This window comes from Pseudomonas sp. HS6-2 (assembly GCF_049325675.2).
Taxonomy (GTDB): domain Bacteria; phylum Pseudomonadota; class Gammaproteobacteria; order Pseudomonadales; family Pseudomonadaceae; genus Aquipseudomonas; species Aquipseudomonas putida_N.
In genome coordinates this window covers 1,051,238-1,068,757 of the sequence record NZ_CM143906.1, presented here as the reverse complement: position 1 = coordinate 1,068,757, position 17,520 = coordinate 1,051,238, and the positions used below count along the sequence as shown (strand labels likewise).

15 protein-coding genes are annotated in these 17,520 nt (G+C 63.7%); 13 read left to right on the top strand and 2 right to left on the bottom strand.

The features are described 5' to 3' along the window. The first annotated feature begins 74 nt into the window (after nt 1–74). From ACOKS3_RS04905 to ACOKS3_RS04865, 9 genes are all read left to right on the top strand, one after another. The gene (locus tag ACOKS3_RS04905; protein ID WP_103445589.1) at nt 75–1,700 is read left to right on the top strand and encodes an ABC transporter substrate-binding protein; all 1,626 of its coding nucleotides are present in this window, start codon (nt 75–77) and stop codon (nt 1,698–1,700) included. A gap of 153 nt (nt 1,701–1,853) precedes the next feature. Then, complete coding sequence (locus tag ACOKS3_RS04900; RefSeq protein WP_103445590.1) at nt 1,854–3,446, top strand: ABC transporter substrate-binding protein; 1,593 nt, start codon at nt 1,854–1,856, stop codon at nt 3,444–3,446. Between the two features lie 219 nt (nt 3,447–3,665). Next, nucleotides 3,666–5,045, top strand: coding sequence for an OprD family porin (locus ACOKS3_RS04895; protein ID WP_103445591.1), 1,380 nt, complete (start codon nt 3,666–3,668; stop codon nt 5,043–5,045). Between the two features lie 73 nt (nt 5,046–5,118). Next, a complete protein-coding gene (locus ACOKS3_RS04890) occupies nt 5,119–6,714 on the top strand; it encodes an ABC transporter substrate-binding protein (RefSeq protein WP_422763365.1) in 1,596 nt (531 codons plus the stop codon). Nucleotides 6,715–6,788: 74 nt separating this feature from the next. Next, nucleotides 6,789–7,799 (top strand): ABC transporter permease subunit, encoded by a 1,011-nt coding sequence (locus ACOKS3_RS04885; RefSeq protein WP_103445593.1) that lies wholly within the window; start codon nt 6,789–6,791, stop codon nt 7,797–7,799. 10 nt (nt 7,800–7,809) lie between these two features. Next, on the top strand, nt 7,810–8,736 hold the full coding sequence (locus ACOKS3_RS04880; protein WP_103445594.1) for an ABC transporter permease subunit: 927 nt from the start codon (nt 7,810–7,812) through the stop codon (nt 8,734–8,736). A gap of 10 nt (nt 8,737–8,746) precedes the next feature. Then, nucleotides 8,747–9,715, top strand: coding sequence for an ABC transporter ATP-binding protein (locus ACOKS3_RS04875; RefSeq protein WP_103445595.1), 969 nt, complete (start codon nt 8,747–8,749; stop codon nt 9,713–9,715). Further along, a complete protein-coding gene (locus ACOKS3_RS04870; protein ID WP_103445596.1) occupies nt 9,715–10,683 on the top strand; it encodes a peptide ABC transporter ATP-binding protein in 969 nt (322 codons plus the stop codon). Before ACOKS3_RS04875 ends, ACOKS3_RS04870 begins: the two co-directional genes overlap by 1 nt. 46 nt (nt 10,684–10,729) lie before the next feature. Further along, nucleotides 10,730–10,864, top strand: coding sequence for a hypothetical protein (locus tag ACOKS3_RS04865; protein ID WP_258035827.1), 135 nt, complete (start codon nt 10,730–10,732; stop codon nt 10,862–10,864). A gap of 79 nt (nt 10,865–10,943) precedes the next feature. Here the strand turns inward: ACOKS3_RS04865 and ACOKS3_RS04860 are convergent, their stop codons facing one another. Continuing rightward, nucleotides 10,944–11,843 carry a hypothetical protein gene (locus ACOKS3_RS04860; RefSeq protein ID WP_422763364.1) on the bottom strand — a complete coding sequence of 300 codons (900 nt, stop codon included), beginning with the start codon at nt 11,841–11,843 and terminating at the stop codon, nt 10,944–10,946. Between the two features lie 215 nt (nt 11,844–12,058). Here ACOKS3_RS04860 and ACOKS3_RS04855 point away from each other — a divergent pair, with 215 nt between their 5' ends. The 4 genes from ACOKS3_RS04855 (at nt 12,059) to ACOKS3_RS04840 (ending at nt 15,836) form a co-directional block, all read left to right on the top strand. Beyond that, nucleotides 12,059–12,859, top strand: a complete 801-nt coding sequence (locus tag ACOKS3_RS04855) for an AraC family transcriptional regulator (RefSeq protein ID WP_103445598.1) — start codon at nt 12,059–12,061, stop codon at nt 12,857–12,859. A 64-nt stretch (nt 12,860–12,923) separates the two neighbouring features. Beyond that, nucleotides 12,924–14,330 (top strand): NAD(P)/FAD-dependent oxidoreductase, encoded by a 1,407-nt coding sequence (locus tag ACOKS3_RS04850; protein WP_422763363.1) that lies wholly within the window; start codon nt 12,924–12,926, stop codon nt 14,328–14,330. A 32-nt stretch (nt 14,331–14,362) separates the two neighbouring features. Further along, nucleotides 14,363–14,704 carry a cupin domain-containing protein gene (locus ACOKS3_RS04845; RefSeq protein ID WP_103445600.1) on the top strand — a complete coding sequence of 114 codons (342 nt, stop codon included), beginning with the start codon at nt 14,363–14,365 and terminating at the stop codon, nt 14,702–14,704. Nucleotides 14,705–14,756: 52 nt separating this feature from the next. Beyond that, on the top strand, nt 14,757–15,836 hold the full coding sequence (locus ACOKS3_RS04840) for a polyamine ABC transporter substrate-binding protein (protein ID WP_103445601.1): 1,080 nt from the start codon (nt 14,757–14,759) through the stop codon (nt 15,834–15,836). A gap of 32 nt (nt 15,837–15,868) precedes the next feature. Here the strand turns inward: ACOKS3_RS04840 and ACOKS3_RS04835 are convergent, their stop codons facing one another. Continuing rightward, nucleotides 15,869–17,452: a peptide chain release factor 3 gene (locus tag ACOKS3_RS04835; RefSeq protein ID WP_103445602.1), complete on the bottom strand. Its 1,584-nt coding sequence runs from the start codon at nt 17,450–17,452 to the stop codon at nt 15,869–15,871. Nucleotides 17,453–17,520: the final 68 nt, after the last annotated feature.

Here is a 17,520-nt window from a genome sequence, read left to right as displayed (position 1 = left end):
TACCCCCTGCATAAGTATCCGCAGGTCGGCTCACGAGGCCACCTCAAATCAAAAATGACAACAATGAGGCCACCATGCTTAAACACGCAGTCATTCCGTTCCTGCTCGGTGCAGGCTTGCTCGCCGGCGCTCCGCTAGCCCACGCCGCGTCCAATCTGGTGTTCTGCTCCGAAGGCAGCCCGGCCGGCTTCGACCCGGGGCAATACACCACCGGAACCGACTTCGACGCCTCGGCCGAGACCGTGTTCAACCGCCTGACCCAGTTCGAGCGCGGCGGTACCGCAGTCATCCCTGGCCTGGCAACCAAGTGGGACGTGGCCGACGACGGCAAGACCTACACCTTCCACCTGCGCGAAGGGGTCAAGTTCCACACCACCGACTACTTCAAGCCGACCCGTGAATTCAACGCCGATGACGTGCTGTTCACCTTCGAACGCATGCTCGACAAGAACCACCCGTTCCGTAAGGCCTACCCCACCGAATTCCCGTACTTCACCGACATGGGCATGGACAAGAACATCGCCAAGGTGGAGAAGCTCGACGATCACACGGTGAAGTTCACCCTCAATGAAGTGGACGCCGCATTCATCCAGAACCTGGCCATGAGCTTTGCCTCCATCCAGTCCGCCGAATACGCCGGCCAGCTGCTCAAGGACGGCAAGGCCGCCGACATCAACCAGAAGCCGATCGGCACCGGCCCGTTCGTGTTCAGCAAGTACCAGAAGGACGCGCAGATCCGCTTCAAGGGCAACAAGGACTACTGGAAGCCCGAGGACGTGAAGATCGACAACCTGATCTTCGCCATCACCACCGACGCCTCGGTGCGCATGCAGAAGCTGAAGAAGAACGAGTGCCAGGTCACCCTGTTCCCGCGGCCGGCCGACATCGAGCCGCTGAAGGCAGACAAGAACCTGCAGATGCCACAGCAGGCCGGCTTCAACCTCGGCTACATCGCCTACAACGTGATGGACAAGATCAAGGGCAGCAACGAGCCCAACCCGCTGGCCCAGCTGAAAGTCCGCGAAGCGCTGGACATGGCCGTGGACAAGAAGAAGATCATCGAATCGGTCTACCAGGGCGCCGGCCAGCTGGCAGTCAACGCCATGCCGCCCACCCAGTGGTCCTATGACACCAGCATCAAGGACGCGCCATACGACCCAGAGAAGGCCAAGCAGCTGCTCAAGGAAGCCGGCATCAAGGAAGGCACCGAGATCACCCTGTGGGCCATGCCGGTGCAGCGCCCGTACAACCCCAACGCCAAGCTGATGGCCGAGATGCTGCAGTCGGACTGGGCCAAGATCGGCATCAAGGCGAAGATCGTCAGCTATGAATGGGGCGAGTACATCAAGCGTTCCAAAGGCGGCGAACAGGGCGCCATGCTGATCGGCTGGAGCGGCGACAACGGTGACCCGGACAACTGGCTCGGCACCCTCTACGGCTGCGACGCCATCGACGGCAACAACTTCTCCAAGTGGTGCTACAAGCCCTACGACGACCTGATCAAGCAGGCCAAGGCCACTTCCGACCAGGCCAAGCGTACCGAGCTTTACCAGAAGGCCCAGCACATCCTCAAGGAGCAGGTGCCGATCACCCCGATCGCCCACTCCACGGTGTACCAGCCGATGAGCGCCAAGGTGAAGGACTTCAAGATCAGCCCGTTCGCGTTGAACGCCTTCTACGGCGTCAGCGTGGACAAATAGGGTAGATCCCGGCCCCCGCCCGACCGCGGCGGGAGCCGTTTCACCGCAACCAAGCACTGCACACCTGCTCCGACGCTACCCGCGACGGGGTCGGGAAACTGTTGCCGCCATTCGTACCCCGAAGCGGCTTGAACAGCTGGAACAGGAACCGCCATGCGCCACCTCACCCGCCTTTCGACCCTGCTCGCCCTCGGCCTGCTGAGCCAGGCCCCTGCCCTTCAGGCCAAGAACCTTAAGTTCTGCTCCGAAGGCAGCCCGGCCGGCTTCGACACTGCCCAGTACACCAGTGCCACCGACAATGACGCCGCCGAGCCGATCTACAACCGGCTGGTGGAGTTCGAGCGCGGCGGCACGGCCGTGCACCCGGCACTGGCGACCAAATGGGAGGTCTCCGACGATGGCCTGCGGTACACCTTCCACCTGCGCGAGGGCGTGAAGTTCCACGCCAACAAGGCCTTCAAACCGAGCCGTGACTTCAACGCCGACGACGTGCTGTTCACCTTCAACCGCATGCTCGACAAGAACCACCCGTTCCGTAAGGCCTACCCTACCGAATTCCCCTACTTCGTCGGCATGGGCCTGGACAAGAACATCGCCCGGGTCGAGAAAGCCGACCCGCTGACCGTGGTGTTCACCCTGAACAAGGTCGATGCCGCCTTCATCCAGAACCTGGCCATGAGTTTCGCCTCGATACTCTCGGCCGAGTACGCCGAAACGTTGCTGGCCAACGGGCGCCCCAGCGACATCAACCAGCAACCGATCGGCACCGGCCCGTTCGTGTTCCAGCGTTATCAGAAGGACTCGCAGATCCGCTTCAAGGGGAACAAGAACTACTGGGCGCCAGAGCAAGTAAAGATCGACAACCTGGTGTTCTCGATCAACACCGACCCGTCGGTGCGCATCCAGAAGCTGCGCCGCAACGAGTGCCAGGTCACCCTGAACCCGCGCCCGGCTGACCTGCCCGCGCTCAAGGCCGATGGCAATCTACAAGTCATGCAGCAGCCGGGTTTCAACCTCGGCTACATCGCCTACAACACCCAGCACCCGCCGTTCGACCGCCTGGAAGTACGCCAGGCCATGGACATGGCGGTGGACAAGAAAGCGATTATCCAGGCGGTGTACCAGGACTCCGGCCAGCTGGCGATCAATGCCATGCCGCCGACCCAGTGGTCCTATGACAGCAGCCTCAAGGACGCCCCCTTCGACCCGGAAAAGGCCAAGCAGCTGCTGCAGCAGGCCGGGGTCAAGCCGGGCACCGAGGTCACCCTGTGGGCCATGCCCGTGCAGCGCCCGTACAACCCCAATGCCAAGCTGATGGCCGAGATGCTCCAGGCCGACTGGAACAAGCTCGGTTTCAAGGTGCGCATCGTCAGCTACGAATGGGGCGAATACCTCAAGCGCATGAAGAGCGGCGAGCACGACATCGCCCTGATTGGCTGGACCGGCGACAACGGCGACCCGGACAACTGGCTCGGCACCCTCTACAACTGCGACGCCATTGGCAGCAATAACTACTCGCGGTGGTGCGACCCGCAGTACGACAGCCTGGTCAAGCAGGCCAAGCAGGTTACCGACCGCGAGCAGCGCACGGCGCTGTACCAGCAGGCCCAGCAGCGTCTGAAGCAGCAGGTGCCGATCACCCCGGTGGCGCATTCCACGGTGAACCAGCCGCTGAGCATCAAGGTGGCCGACTTCAAGGTCAGCCCGTTCGGGCGCAATGACTTTTCCGGTGTGAGTGTTGATTAGGCGATAGCCAGGTCAGGCCTCTTCGCGGGGCAAGCCCGCTCCTGCACAGGTTGGTGATCACCCTGTAGGAGCGGGCTTGCCCCGCGAAAGGGCCGGCATGGCCAACACACCTCCCCCGACTTGGCCCGGCGCCCCCGGGCAACCCTGGCAACACCGCAGCAAGCAACCCGGCCCACAAGGCCAGGCAATAACTAAAAGAACAGAAAGGGAGCTTTAACCTTGAGACTATTCACCTTGACCGCTTTGGCCTTATCCATCGGCACCTTTTGCGCCGTGACGGAGGCCGACACCCAGAGCCAGGACTACGTCCCGATCAGCCTGAAATCCACCAGCGAACAGGACGATGCAAACGGCTTCCTCGACGGCCAGAGCCTGTCTGGCAGCACGCGAAACTGGTACGCCCACGAACGCGCCACCCGCGCACCGCTGTGGAAGTACTACAAGGCTGACGGCAGCCGCCACGACACCCACAGCCGCGACAACTGGGTGCAGGGCACCATCCTCAACTACAGCTCAGGCTTCACACAAGGCACTGTCGGCTTTGCCGTCGAGGCCGCCGGCTACAACGCCATCGCCATCCAGCAGGGCCGCGCCGCGATCGCCGGGCCGAACAACCGAACGCTCACCCACAGCGACGGTGACCCGGTCGGCCAGTGGAGCAAAATGGGCCTGGCCAACGTCAAGGCGCGCGTCTCCAACACCACCCTCACCGTCGGCCGCCAGTCGGTGGACACGCCGATGATCGCCTACATCGGTAACCGTGCGCTGCCGTCGAGCTTCCAGGGCGCGTTCCTGCACAGTGCCGAGTTCGACAACCTGTCGATCGACCTGGGCACTTTCGACCGCGTTTCGCCGCGCACGGAACAGAGCCTGAGCAAGTTCCGCAGCGAATACAGCGCCACCGGCGTCGAAACCGACCGCGCCAGCACCGCCGGGGTCAACTACCAGCCGTTCAAGAGCCTGACCACCAGCCTGTACGCCACCAAGGTCGATGACTTCTGGAACCAGTACTACTTCGGCGCCAACCACGTCCTCGGCGACAACGCCGTGCTCGCCCTGACCACTGGCCTGAACTACTACAAGACCGTGGATGAAGGCAGCAAGAAGATGGGCGAGATCGACAACGACACGTACAGCCTGTCGTTCGGCCTGACCCACCAGGCCCACACCCTCACGGCGTCATGGCAGCAGGTCAACGGCAACGAGTACTTCGACTACCTGCACGAAACCAATGGTATCTACCTGGCCAACTCGCTGCTGTCGGACTTCAACGGCCCCAACGAGAAATCCCTGCAGATTGCCTATGTGCTGAACATGGCGCCCTACGGCGTGCCGGGCCTGAAGTTCAACCTGTACAACGCCCGCGGCTGGGGCATCGACGGCACCCACTACCGTGGCACCGCCTACGACGTGAACGGCCTGGACGGCGAAACCCACTACGAGTGGGGCATCGGCACCAGCTACGCCGTGCAGAGCGGGCCGTTCAAGGACACCAGCATCCGCGCCACCTACACCGCACACCGCGCCAGCAAGGCCCAGGCCGATGGCAGCCTGGACGAGTTCCGCGTGGTCACCACCATTCCATTCAACATTCTCTGACCGCTGGCGCCATGGCCCGCTTCAACCCGGGCCGTGGCGGCTACGCTGGAATCAACGCATGCAGGGAGTTTCCATGACATCGCTACCGCTCCGCGCTGCCCTGGCAGCAGTCATCCTCGGCGCCGCCGGCAACCTCGCGGCCACGCCACTGGTGGTGTGCACCGAAGCCAGCCCTGAAGGCTTCGACATCGTCCAGTACACCACCGCCGTCACCGCCGACGCCTCGGCCGAGACGGTGTTCAACCGCCTGGTCGACTTCAAGCCCGGTACCACCGACATCCAGCCGGCCCTGGCCGAACGCTGGGACATTTCAGCCGACGGCCTGACCTACACCTTTCATCTGCGCCATGGGGTGAAGTTCCACACCACCGACTACTTCAAGCCGACCCGCGACTTCAACGCCGACGACGTGCTGTGGAGCCTGAATCGCCAGCTCGACCCGCACCACCCTTGGCATGACAAAAGCAGCGTCGGCTACCCGTACTTCGAGAGCATGGCCTTCAAGGACCTGCTGAAATCCGTGGCCAAGACCGACGACCACACGGTGGTGATCACCCTCACCCGCCCGGAAGCGCCGTTCCTGCGGGACATGGGCATGCCCTTTACCTCGATCTACTCCGCCGAATACGGCGACCAGCTGCTCAAGGCCGGCAAGACCGGCGACCTCAACAGCAAGCCCATCGGCACCGGCCCCTTCATCTTCCAGCGCTACAACAAGGACGCCCAGGTTCGCTACAAGCCCAACCCGGACTACTTCCGCGGCAAGCCGCCAGCCGATGCGCTGGTCTTCGCAATCGCCACCGACAGCAACGTGCGCCTGCAGAAGCTGCGCGCCAACGAATGCCAGGTGGCGCTCTACCCCAAGCCCGATGACATACCGTTGATCAAGAAGGACTCGACACTCAAGGTCGACGAAATCGAAGCCCTGGTCACCGGCTACATCGCGATGAACACCCAACACAAGTACCTGAGCGACGTACGCGTGCGCAAAGCCATCAACATGGCCTTCGACCGCCAGACCCACGTCGACCAGCTGTTCGGCAAGGGCAACGCACTGGTCGGCGTGAACCCCTACCCGCCGACCATGATCGGCTATAACACCGAGAACAAGAACCCGCCCCGCGACCTGGCCAAGGCCCGCGAGCTGCTCAAGGAAGCCGGGGTACCGGAAGGCACGGTGATCACCCTGTTCACCCGCAACGGCGGCGGCGCGACCAACCCCAACCCACGCCTGTCCGCCGAAATGCTGCAGGCCGACCTCAAGCAGATCGGCCTTAAGCTGGATATCCGCGTGATGGAGTGGGCCGAAATGCTGCGCCGGGCCAAGAACGGCGAGGCCGACCTGGTGTCCACCGGCTGGGCCGGCGACAACGGCGACCCGGACAATTTCCTCAGCCCGCTGCTCAGCTGCGATGCCGCAAAAAGCGGCGAGAACTACGCGCGCTGGTGCAACGCCAAATTCCAGGAGCTGATCACCCGCGCCCGCGAAGTGAGCGACAACGACCAACGCGCCAGGCTCTATGCCGAGGCTTTGAAGGTGTACGATGACGATCAACCCTGGATCAGCATGGCCCATCCGAAGATGTTCACTGCCATGCGTGACAACGTGGAGGGCTACGTGATCAACCGTCTGACCAACAACAACTTCGCCACCACCCGGGTGAAGTAGAACAACAACGATCGCCGGGACCCCACACGGGCACCGGTGGCACTGCGTGACCTGCTTATGAGGTAACCCCGACAATGTTGAGTTTTATTGCCCGGCGCCTGGGCCTGCTGATACCGACCTTCTTCGGTATCACCTTGCTGACCTTCGCGCTCATACGCCTGATCCCCGGCGACCCGGTGGAAGTGATGATGGGCGAGCGCAGGGTCGACCCCGAAATGCACGCCCAGGCCATGGAGCGCCTGGGCTTGAACAAGCCGTTGCCGGTCCAGTACCTGGACTACGTCGGCAAGCTGGCCCAGGGCGATCTCGGTGAATCGCTACGCACCCGCGAGAGCGTGTGGACCGAGTTTCTCACCCTGTTCCCCGCCACCCTGGAGCTGGCCCTCGCCGCCTTGCTGTTCGCCGGCGTGGTCGGCCTGCTAGCCGGGGTGATCGCCGCGCTCAAGCGCGGTTCACTGTTCGACCACGGGGTGATGGGGATTTCCCTGGCCGGCTACTCCATGCCGATCTTCTGGTGGGGCCTGATCCTGATCATGTTCTTCTCGGTGAGCCTGGGCTGGACCCCGGTTTCCGGGCGGATCGACCTGCTCTATGACATCGAGCCGAAGACCGGCTTCATGCTCATCGACACCCTGCTCAGCGACGAGGAAGGCGCGTTCAAGGATGCGGTGATGCACCTGATCCTGCCGGCCATCGTGCTAGGCACCATCCCGCTGGCGGTGATCGCCCGCATGACCCGTTCGTCGATGCTCGAAGTGCTGCGCGAAGACTACATCCGCACCGCCCGCGCCAAGGGCCTGTCGCCCGCCCGCGTGGTGTTCGTGCATGGCCTGCGCAACGCGCTGATCCCGGTGCTGACGGTGTTCGGCCTGCAGGTCGGCACGCTGCTGGCCGGCGCCGTGCTCACCGAAACCATCTTCTCCTGGCCGGGCATCGGCAAGTGGCTGATCGAAGCCATCGGCGCCCGTGACTACCCCGTGGTCCAGAACGGCATCCTGTTGATCGCCTGCCTGGTGATCCTGGTCAACTTCGTCGTGGATATCCTCTACGGCCTGGCCAACCCACGCATCCGTCATCAGCGCTGAGGCCTTCGCCATGACTAGCCCGATTCCGAAATCCGTCACACCGGCCAGCCCGGTGGACCAGAGCCTGCTCTACCCCTCACCGTACAAAGAATTCTGGCACGCCTTCTCGCGCAACAAGGGCGCGGTAATGGGCCTGGCCTTCATGTGCCTGGTGGTGTTCTGCGCCCTGTTCGCGCCGTGGGTTGCCCCCCATGACCCGAGCGAGCAGTACCGCGACTTCCTGCTGACCCCGCCGGTGTGGCTTGAGGGCGGCAGCTGGCAGTTCATCCTCGGCACCGACGAACTGGGCCGCGACCTGCTGTCGCGCCTGATCCAGGGCGCGCGGCTGTCGCTGCTGATCGGCCTGTCGTCGGTGGTGATGTCGCTGATCCCGGGGATCCTGCTGGGCCTGCTGGCCGGCTTCTTCCCGCAGGTGCTTGGCCCCTCGATCATGCGCCTGATGGACGTGATGCTGGCCCTGCCCTCGCTGCTACTGGCGGTGGCCATCGTCGCCATCCTCGGCCCTGGCCTGATCAATACCGTCATCGCCATCGCCATCGTGTCGTTGCCCTCCTACGTGCGCCTGACCCGCGCCGCGGTGATGGGCGAGCTGAACCGTGACTACGTCACCGCCGCACGCCTGGCCGGTGCCGGGCTGCCACGGCTGATGTTCGTCACCGTGCTGCCCAACTGCATGGCGCCGCTGATCGTGCAGGCCACCTTGAGCTTCTCCTCGGCGATCCTCGACGCCGCCGCGCTGGGCTTCCTCGGCCTCGGCGTGCAGCCGCCAACCCCCGAGTGGGGCACCATGCTGGCTTCGGCCCGTGACTACATCGAGCGCGCCTGGTGGGTGGTGAGCCTGCCTGGCCTGACCATTCTGCTCAGTGTGCTGGCAATCAACCTGATGGGCGACGGCCTGCGCGATGCGCTGGACCCGAAACTCAAGAACGCCGCCTGAGGAGAACGCCATGTCACTGTTGCAGATCAACAACCTGAACGTGCGCTTCGGCGACGCCAATGCCGTGCCCGTGGTCGATGGCCTGGACCTGGCGGTGGAAGCCGGCGAGATCCTGGCCATTGTCGGCGAGTCCGGCTCGGGCAAATCCGTCACCATGATGGCCCTGATGGGCCTGATCGACGCCCCCGGGCGCATCACGGCCGATTCGCTCACCTTCGACGGCACCGACATGCTCAAGCTCAGCGGCCGCCAGCGGCGCAAGGTGGTGGGCAAGGACATCGCCATGGTCTTCCAGGACCCGATGACCGCGCTCAACCCCAGCTACACCGTTGGTTACCAGATCGAGGAAGTGCTGCGTCAGCACCTGGGCCTGAAAGGCAAGGCCGCACGCCAGCGTGCCCTGGAGCTGCTTAAGAAAGTCGAGATCCCGGCTGCGCAAAGCCGCCTGGACGCCTACCCGCACCAGCTCTCCGGCGGCATGAGCCAGCGTGTGGCGATCGCCATGGCGATTGCCGGCGAACCCAAGCTGCTGATCGCCGACGAACCGACCACCGCGCTCGACGTGACTATCCAGGCGCAGATCATGGAGCTGCTGGTCAACCTGCAGAAGGAGCGCAACATGGCGCTCATCCTGATCACCCACGATCTGGCCGTGGTCGCCGAAACCGCCAGACGGGTGTGCGTGATGTACGCCGGCCAGGCCGTGGAAGTCGGCCAGGTGCCGGAGCTTTTCGACGTGCCCGCCCACCCGTACAGCGAAGCGCTGCTGGCAGCGATCCCCGAGCACAGCGTCGGCGCCGAGCGCCTGGCCACCCTGCCCGGCATCGTCCCCGGCCGCTACGACCGCCCGACTGGCTGCCTGCTGTCGCCGCGTTGCCCGTACGTGCAGGACAACTGCCGGCACCAGCGCCCGCCCCTCGACCCGCAGGCCCACAGCCTGGTGCGTTGCTTCTACCCGCTGAACCAGGAGGTGGCGTGATGGCCGTCGTTCTCACTGCCCGGGAGCTGACCCGGCATTACGAAGTGTCCCGCGGGCTGTTCAAGGGCCACGCCCTGGTGCGCGCGCTCAATGGCGTGTCGTTCGAACTGGAGGCCGGCAAGACCCTGGCCGTGGTCGGCGAGTCCGGCTGCGGCAAGTCGACCCTGGCTCGCGCCCTGACGCTGATCGAAGAGCCCTCCTCCGGCTCGCTGCAGATTGCCGGCACCGAAGTGAAAGGCGCCAGCAAGTCCGAGCGCAAGCAACTGCGCCGCGACGTGCAGATGGTATTCCAGAGCCCTTACGCTTCGCTCAACCCACGGCAGAAGATCGGTGACCAACTGGCCGAGCCACTGCTGATCAACACCTCGCTGAGCAAGGCCGAGCGGCGCGAGAAAGTGCAGAAGATGATGGAACAGGTCGGCCTGCGCCCCGAGCATTACCAGCGCTACCCGCACATGTTCTCCGGCGGTCAGCGCCAGCGGATTGCCCTGGCCCGGGCGATGATGCTGCAACCGAAGGTGCTGGTGGCGGATGAGCCGACTTCGGCGCTGGACGTGTCGATCCAGGCCCAGGTGCTGAACCTGTTCATGGACTTGCAGAAGGAGTTCAACACCGCCTACGTGTTCATCTCGCACAACCTGGCGGTGGTGCGGCATGTGGCCGATCAAGTGCTGGTGATGTACCTGGGGCGGCCCGCGGAGATGGGGCCGAAGGCGGATATCTACGAAAAGCCGTTGCATCCATATACCCAGGCGCTGCTGTCGGCCACACCGGCGATTCACCCGGACCCACTGAAACCGAAGATCCGCATTGCCGGAGAGCTGCCCAACCCACTAGATCCGCCGGATGGGTGTGCATTCCACAAGCGTTGCCCATATGCGACCGAACGTTGCGCCAAGGAGGTGCCGGCGTTGCGGCAGGTGAGTACGCGGCAGGTCGCTTGCCATTATGCCGAGCAGTTTCTTTAAGCTTTAGATTGTTGGGGCCGCTTCGCGGCCCCGGGAATCTCAATGCATGAAAAGCCAGATCAGGATGATCACTGGTATCGGCACCCCAATCATCCAAAGTAATAAAGAGCGCATGTTCCATCTCCTTAATCGAGCACCAACACAAAGGGCGGCTTACGCCGCCCTTCGGATCAATGCATGAACAGAGCAATCAGGATGATCACCGGGATTGGAACCCCGAGCATCCAGAGCAGTATCGAGCGCATGGTTATTCTCCTTCCTTAACGTTGAATGGTGCGATGAGCGACGTAGTCGACTTCAAGCCATTGCACGCGGTCGCGCAGACGGCCGCCATACAACGCAGCCACGCTGGCGAAGAATGCGCCGCAAAGCAGAGCGACGAAGGTCCACAGTGCAGTCCAGGCTGCCACCTTGGCCGCTTTGTCAGCCGCTTGCTTGGCATCCACCTTCAGCTGCTGTACCTGTGCCATGACCTGGTCGACACGTGCCTCGGCCTCCGGCTGGGTCAACCGGGTACGTTGGGCCACCAGCTGCGCAAGGTAGGCCCGATCTTCCGCAGGCAAGGCGCCGTCACTGGCGATTCCTTTGGCCAGAATTCGTGCTGCCACGCCATTGGCGGCATCTTCACTGACCGGTGCCGGCCCCTCGCCACGGAACAGGCTATCGACGAAATACCCCATCGAGTTGCTGTTGTTGTCAACCGCAGCAGCCCCCCCTGCCGCCGCGGTCACGGTCGCCGCCTGGGAGGCCGCGCTGGCGCCCGCGCCAATCACGTTGCCCGCAGCGCCCAGCACCAGCATTGCCGCCACCAGGGTCGCCACCGCCCAGGACAGGAAACCGTGGGCGGTATCGCGGAAGTACACTTCATCACCATGCAGGTTGGCCCACTTCACCCGCAGCCGACCCGCGATGTAGCCGCCTAGGCCCGATGCAATGATCTGGGTGAGCAGGAGCCAGATGATGGTGGAAATGCCCAGCGCCTTGGCGCTCGCCCCTTCGTTGGCCCAAGGGGAAGTCGCTGCAAAGCCCAAGCCTGCCCCAAGAACCACGAGGATCAGGGACAAGGCAGCAGCGGCGGCGGCACCAGCGAAGATCGCGGCCCAGGACACACCTGAGCGGGTTTGGGGATCGACAACGGGATAGTCGGCAGAGGGGATCATGATGTGTTCGCCTGTATTGGGTTGTTAGCGAGAATTCCATTCGCGCAGTAACCATTGCAGCGGCTGTGCCAGTTGTGACAAAAAATGACACCCTTTCAGATCAACAAGTTAGCAATCAGACCAGCGCATCAACCGTGCAAAATGCGCGAATTGCCGAACTGCATCAGGTGTTCTGCATTCTTGTCGACGCCCCGACGGCAGGGCATGATTCGGGCATGACCCTTCTCGACACGCCCGCCCAGACCCCGCTGACCGCCGACACCGTGCTGCGCTACCACTTGTGCTGGAAGCACCGTGACCTCGACGGCGTGATCGCGCTCTACCACCCCGACATCCAGTACCACGACTTCTTCCAGAACCGCGTGCTCGGCTACCGCGAGCTGCGCGACTACGTGCGCGCCTGCCTGCCCCATGAAGCCGGCGAGGACATCGTCCACAGCGACCGCATCCGCGTCGACGGCTGCACGGCCTTCATCCAGTACCAGGTCACGGTGCAGGGCGGCGACGGCCTGGTGGCGTTCCAGTCCAGCGAAGCGATCACCGTCAAGGACGGCCTGATCTGGCAGGTCAACGAGTACGCTACCCTGGTTCGCCAGAACGGCAACGGCCTGGTCAGCAGCGGCCCGCGCCCGGCCACTAGCCGCCTGGGCCTGTCGCCACGGCAGCTGTCGACCATGGCCCAGGACCTGGAGCACTACTTCCAGCGCCAGCGCCCCTACCTCGACCCGGAGCTGGACCTGCAGCAGGTGGCCGACGCCAGCGGCTACAGCCGTAACCAGATCTCCTACCTGCTCAACCAGGTGCTCGGGCAAAGCTTCTACCGCTACGTCAACCAGGCGCGCCTGCAACACCTGATGGCCAGCCTCGACGACGACAGCGTCGAGGCGCCGATCGACGACCTGGCGTTCAACGCCGGCTTCAACTCGCTCTCGGCGTTCTACAAGTGCTTCCGCGAACACACCGGCCTCACGCCCAAGGCCTATCTCAAGCAAATTTCCCTGCGTGCACGCACGTAAGACAGCCACCAGCCGACACCACTAGCATCGCCCACAGACCTTGACGGATGTGGAGCAAAACCCGATGCAACCCCTGCGCACGCTCAGCCTGTGGATGGACCAGCTCGACGAGCCGCTGTGCGCGCGCCCGGCCCTGCGCCAGGACCTCGAGGTCGATGTGTGCATCATCGGCGCCGGCTACACCGGGCTGTGGACCGCCTACTACCTCAAGCGCCAGGCTCCGCAACTGAATATCGCGGTGATCGAGGCCAACATCGCCGGCTTCGGCGCTTCTGGGCGCAATGGCGGCTGGCTGATGGGCAACCTGCTGGGTGAAGACCGCCTTCTCGCCACCCTGTCGCCGCAGCAGCGCCGCTCCAGCATCGACCTGTTGCATGGCATTCCTGATGAAGTGCACAGCGTGCTGCAGCGCGAGGGCATCGACTGCGACTACCGCAAAGGCGGCGTGCTGTATTGCGCCGCGCGTTACCCGGAGCAGGAACGCAGCCTGCGCGCGTACCTCGACGACCTCTATCGCCAAGGCATGACCGAGGACGACTACCGCTGGTTGCGCCCCGAGCAGCTGGACGCACAACTACGGGTCAGCAATGCCTACGGCGCTATCTACAGCCCGCACACCGCAACCATCCATCCGGCCAAGCTGGCCCGTGGCCTGGCCCGGGCCGTGGAAGCCCTGGGCGTGACGATCTACGAGAACACTCCAGCCATCGACTGGCAACCCGGCGAAGTACGCTCGCCCCTGGCGCGCATTCGCTGCCAGTGGATGGTGCCTGCGGTCGAAGGGTACGCCGCCAGCCTGCCGCCGCTGGGCAAGCACCAGTTGCCGGTGCAGAGCCTGCTGGTGGCCACCGAGCCGCTGCCGGAATCGACCTGGGAGCAGATCGGCCTGAGCCAGGGCCAGGCCTTCAGCGAGAGCAGCCGCCAGGTCACCTACGGCCAGCGCACCGCCGACAACCGCCTGGTATTCGGCGCCCGCGGCGGCTACCGCTTCGGTGGCCGGCTGCGCGAGAACTTCAACCTCGAGGAGCATGAAGTCGAGCTGCGTCGCTACCTGTTCGGCGAACTGTTCCCGCAGCTCAAGCACGCCCGCATCACCCACTCCTGGGGCGGCAACCTGGGCATGGCGCGGCGCTTCCGCCCGCACATGCTCTGCGACCGCCAGCGTGGCATCGCCCTGGCCGGCGGCTACGGCGGCGAAGGTGTCGGTGCCACCAACCTTGGCGGGCGCACGCTGGCGGCGCTGATCCTCAACCAGCACAACGAACTGACCGCGCAACCCTGGGTACTCGACAACCGCCCGGTTGCAAGCCTGGCCAGCTGGCCGCCCGAGCCCTGCCGCTGGCTCGGCTACAACGCGATCATCCAGAGCTTCGTCCACGAGGACCGGACCCTCGCCAACCCCGCCAGCGCGCCTTGGAGGCGGCGCCTGGCCAGCTCCCTTGCGGACTTCATGGAAGGCTTCATGCACTGACTTCCCTTACCCCGACACAGGATCCACCGGTCATGAGCATTACCCAGTTCAAACACACAGACACCGCCGTGCTCGAAAGCGCCAACCCGGTCGCGGTGCCACTTGGCGAACCCGTGGCAGTGGCTTCGGTCACCTGCGTGGAACGCAGCGACGGCGTCGAGACCGGCATCTGGGAGTGCACGCCCGGGCGCTGGCGGCGGCAGATCGTGCAGCAGGAGTTCTGCCATTTCATCAAGGGCCGCTGCACCTTCACCCCCGACGGTGGCGAGCCCCTGCTCATAGAAGCCGGAGACGCACTGATGCTACCGGCCAACAGCACCGGCATCTGGGACATCCAGGAGACCGTGCGCAAGACCTACGTTCTCATTTTCTGATCCGCTGATCGCCTGCCTTCGATAACAACAGACAAAGCAAGGTAAACCCGACATGCGCACGCTCCTTCTCGCCCCCCTGATGCTGGCCGCTAGCGTCGCCAGCGCCGCCGAAACGGTGAAGATCTACAACTGGTCCAGCTACGTCGCGCCCGACACGCTGAAGAACTTCCAGCAGGCCAGCGGCATCGTGCCGACCTACGACGTGTACGACAGCAACGAGACCCTCGACGGCAAGCTGATGACCGGCAACTCCGGCTACGACGTGGTGTTCCCGTCCAACCACTTCATGGCCCGGCAGATCCAGGGCAAGGCCCTGAAGCCGCTGGACAAGTCGCAGTTGCCCAACTGGCACAACCTCAACCCGGTGCTGATGAAGGCGCTGGAGGTCAACGACCCGGGTAACCAGTACGGCTTCCCGTACCTGTGGGGCAGCACGGGCATCGGCTACAACATCGACAAGGTCAAGGCGGTGCTCGGCGACAATGCACCGGTGGATTCCTGGGACCTGATCTTCAAGCCCGAGTACATGAGCAAGCTGAAGAGCTGCGGCGTCGCAGTGCTGGACAACGGCCCCGAACTGCTGCCGATCGCCCTGCACTACCTGGGCCTGCCGCACCACAGCCAGAACCCGGCCGACTACGACAAGGCCAAGGCGCTGCTGATGCAGGTGCGGCCGTACATCAGCTACTTCCACTCATCGAAGTACACCGGCGACCTGGCCAACGGCGATATCTGCGTGGTGGTGGGCTTCTCGGGAGATGTGCTGCAGGCGAAGAACCGTGCCGAAGAGGCGAAAAACGGAGTGAAGGTGGGGTATTCGATCCCCAAGGAAGGTGCGCCGATGTGGTTCGACATGGTGGCCATGCCGGCCGACGCGCCGGATGAAAAGGCCGGGTATGCCTACATGAACTACCTGCTGCAGCCGGAAGTGATGGCCAACATCAGCAACCATGTGCAGTACGCCAACGGCAACCTCAAGGCGGACGGGCTGGTGGAGCCGGTGATGAAGGGTAATACGATGATTTACCCGAGCGAGGATGTGATGGGCAAGTTGTATGCCCTGGAGGCGATGCCGGCCAAGATCGACCGCATCAGGACGCGAATCTGGACCAGCATCAAAGCCGGGAATTGAAATGGGGCCGCTTTGCGGCCCCAATTCCGCGATCAGTGGTGCTCGCGGGTAGCGCGGAACTTGATGTCCGGCCAGCGCTCTTCCATCAGCGCCAGGTTGACCCGGGTCGGCGCCAGGTAGGTCAGGTGACCGCCACCGTCGATGGCCAGGTTTTCCATGGCCTTGTTCTGGAATTCCTCGAGCTTCTTCTTGTCATCGCAGCCGATCCAGCGGGCCGACCAGACGGTGATCGGCTCGTAGGCACATTCCACCTTGTACTCTTCCTTCAGGCGGCTGGCGACCACGTCGAACTGCAGCACACCGACCGCACCGAGGATGATGTCGTTGCTGCGCTCCGGGAAGAACACCTGGGTTGCGCCCTCCTCGGCCAGCTGCTGCAGGCCCTGACGCAGCTGCTTGGATTTCAGCGGGTCCTTCAGGCGCACGCGGCGGAACAGCTCCGGCGCGAAGTGCGGGATACCGGTGAAGCCCAGCGCCTCGCCTTCGGTGAAAGTGTCGCCGATCTGGATGGTGCCGTGGTTGTGCAGGCCGATGATGTCGCCGGCATAGGCCTCTTCCAGCTGCTCACGCTCGGAGGAGAAGAAGGTCAGCGCGTCGCCGATGCGCAGGTCCTTGTTGATCCGCACATGGCGCATCTTCATGCCCTTTTCGTACTTGCCCGAGCAGATGCGCATGAAGGCGATGCGGTCGCGGTGTTTCGGGTCCATGTTCGCCTGGATCTTGAACACGAAGCCGGTGAATTTCTCTTCCACAGGCTCGACGGTCCGCTCGTGGGCGACGCGGCCCAGCGGGCGCGGTGCCCAGTCGACGACGGCATCGAGCACATGGTCGACGCCAAAGTTGCCCAACGCGGTACCGAAGAACACCGGGGTCAGCTGACCGTTGATGAACTCTTCCTGGTTGAACTCGTGGCAGGCGCCCTGCACCAGCTCCAGTTGCTCGACGAACGAATCGTACTGGTCACCCAGGTGCGCGCGGGCCTCGTCGGAGTCCAGATTCTGGATGATCTTGGCTTCGGTGCGCTCGTGGCCGTGGCCCGGGGTGTAGACCACGATGTAGTCGCCGGTCAGGTGATACACGCCCTTGAAGTCGCGATAGCAACCGATCGGCCAGGTGATCGGCGCGGCCTTGATCTTCAAGACGGCTTCGATCTCGTCGAGCAGTTCGATCGGGTCGCGGATGTCACGGTCGAGTTTGTTGATGAAGCTGACGATCGGCGTGTCGCGCAGACGGCATACATCCATCAAGGCGATGGTCCGCGGCTCTACACCTTTGCCGCCGTCGAGCACCATCAGCGCCGAGTCCACCGCGGTCAGGGTGCGGTAGGTATCTTCCGAGAAGTCTTCGTGGCCGGGGGTGTCGAGCAGGTTGATCATGTGCTCGCGGTACGGGAACTGCATCACCGAAGTGGTGATGGAGATGCCGCGCTGCTTCTCCATTTCCATCCAGTCGGAGGTGGCGTGGCGGTCGGACTTGCGCGACTTCACGGTACCGGCGACGGCAATGGCCTTGCCCATCAGCAGGAGCTTTTCGGTGATGGTGGTCTTACCGGCGTCGGGGTGGGAGATGATTGCGAAAGTGCGGCGCTTCGCGACTTCGGCGGCCTGGTTGGTCATGGGAAATCGCCTGACTGGGGGATTTGAAAGGGGCGATATCATACCTGAAGTTGGGCGGGGACCAAAGC

What these genes read in the sequence shown, in the direction of transcription:
- ACOKS3_RS04840 (WP_103445601.1), top strand. Translation starts at nt 14,757, where the DNA reads ATGCGCACGCTCCTTCTCGCCCCCCTGATGCTGGCCGCTAGCGTCGCC.
- ACOKS3_RS04855 (WP_103445598.1), top strand. Translation starts at nt 12,059, where the DNA reads ATGACCCTTCTCGACACGCCCGCCCAGACCCCGCTGACCGCCGACACC.
- ACOKS3_RS04900 (WP_103445590.1), top strand. Translation starts at nt 1,854, where the DNA reads ATGCGCCACCTCACCCGCCTTTCGACCCTGCTCGCCCTCGGCCTGCTG.
- ACOKS3_RS04860 (WP_422763364.1), bottom strand. Translation starts at nt 11,843, where the DNA reads ATGATCCCCTCTGCCGACTATCCCGTTGTCGATCCCCAAACCCGCTCA.
- ACOKS3_RS04880 (WP_103445594.1), top strand. Translation starts at nt 7,810, where the DNA reads ATGACTAGCCCGATTCCGAAATCCGTCACACCGGCCAGCCCGGTGGAC.
- ACOKS3_RS04835 (WP_103445602.1), bottom strand. Translation starts at nt 17,452, where the DNA reads ATGACCAACCAGGCCGCCGAAGTCGCGAAGCGCCGCACTTTCGCAATC.
- ACOKS3_RS04865 (WP_258035827.1), top strand. Translation starts at nt 10,730, where the DNA reads ATGAAAAGCCAGATCAGGATGATCACTGGTATCGGCACCCCAATCATC.
- ACOKS3_RS04870 (WP_103445596.1), top strand. Translation starts at nt 9,715, where the DNA reads ATGGCCGTCGTTCTCACTGCCCGGGAGCTGACCCGGCATTACGAAGTG.
- ACOKS3_RS04905 (WP_103445589.1), top strand. Translation starts at nt 75, where the DNA reads ATGCTTAAACACGCAGTCATTCCGTTCCTGCTCGGTGCAGGCTTGCTC.
- ACOKS3_RS04890 (WP_422763365.1), top strand. Translation starts at nt 5,119, where the DNA reads ATGACATCGCTACCGCTCCGCGCTGCCCTGGCAGCAGTCATCCTCGGC.
- ACOKS3_RS04850 (WP_422763363.1), top strand. Translation starts at nt 12,924, where the DNA reads ATGCAACCCCTGCGCACGCTCAGCCTGTGGATGGACCAGCTCGACGAG.
- ACOKS3_RS04885 (WP_103445593.1), top strand. Translation starts at nt 6,789, where the DNA reads ATGTTGAGTTTTATTGCCCGGCGCCTGGGCCTGCTGATACCGACCTTC.
- ACOKS3_RS04875 (WP_103445595.1), top strand. Translation starts at nt 8,747, where the DNA reads ATGTCACTGTTGCAGATCAACAACCTGAACGTGCGCTTCGGCGACGCC.
- ACOKS3_RS04845 (WP_103445600.1), top strand. Translation starts at nt 14,363, where the DNA reads ATGAGCATTACCCAGTTCAAACACACAGACACCGCCGTGCTCGAAAGC.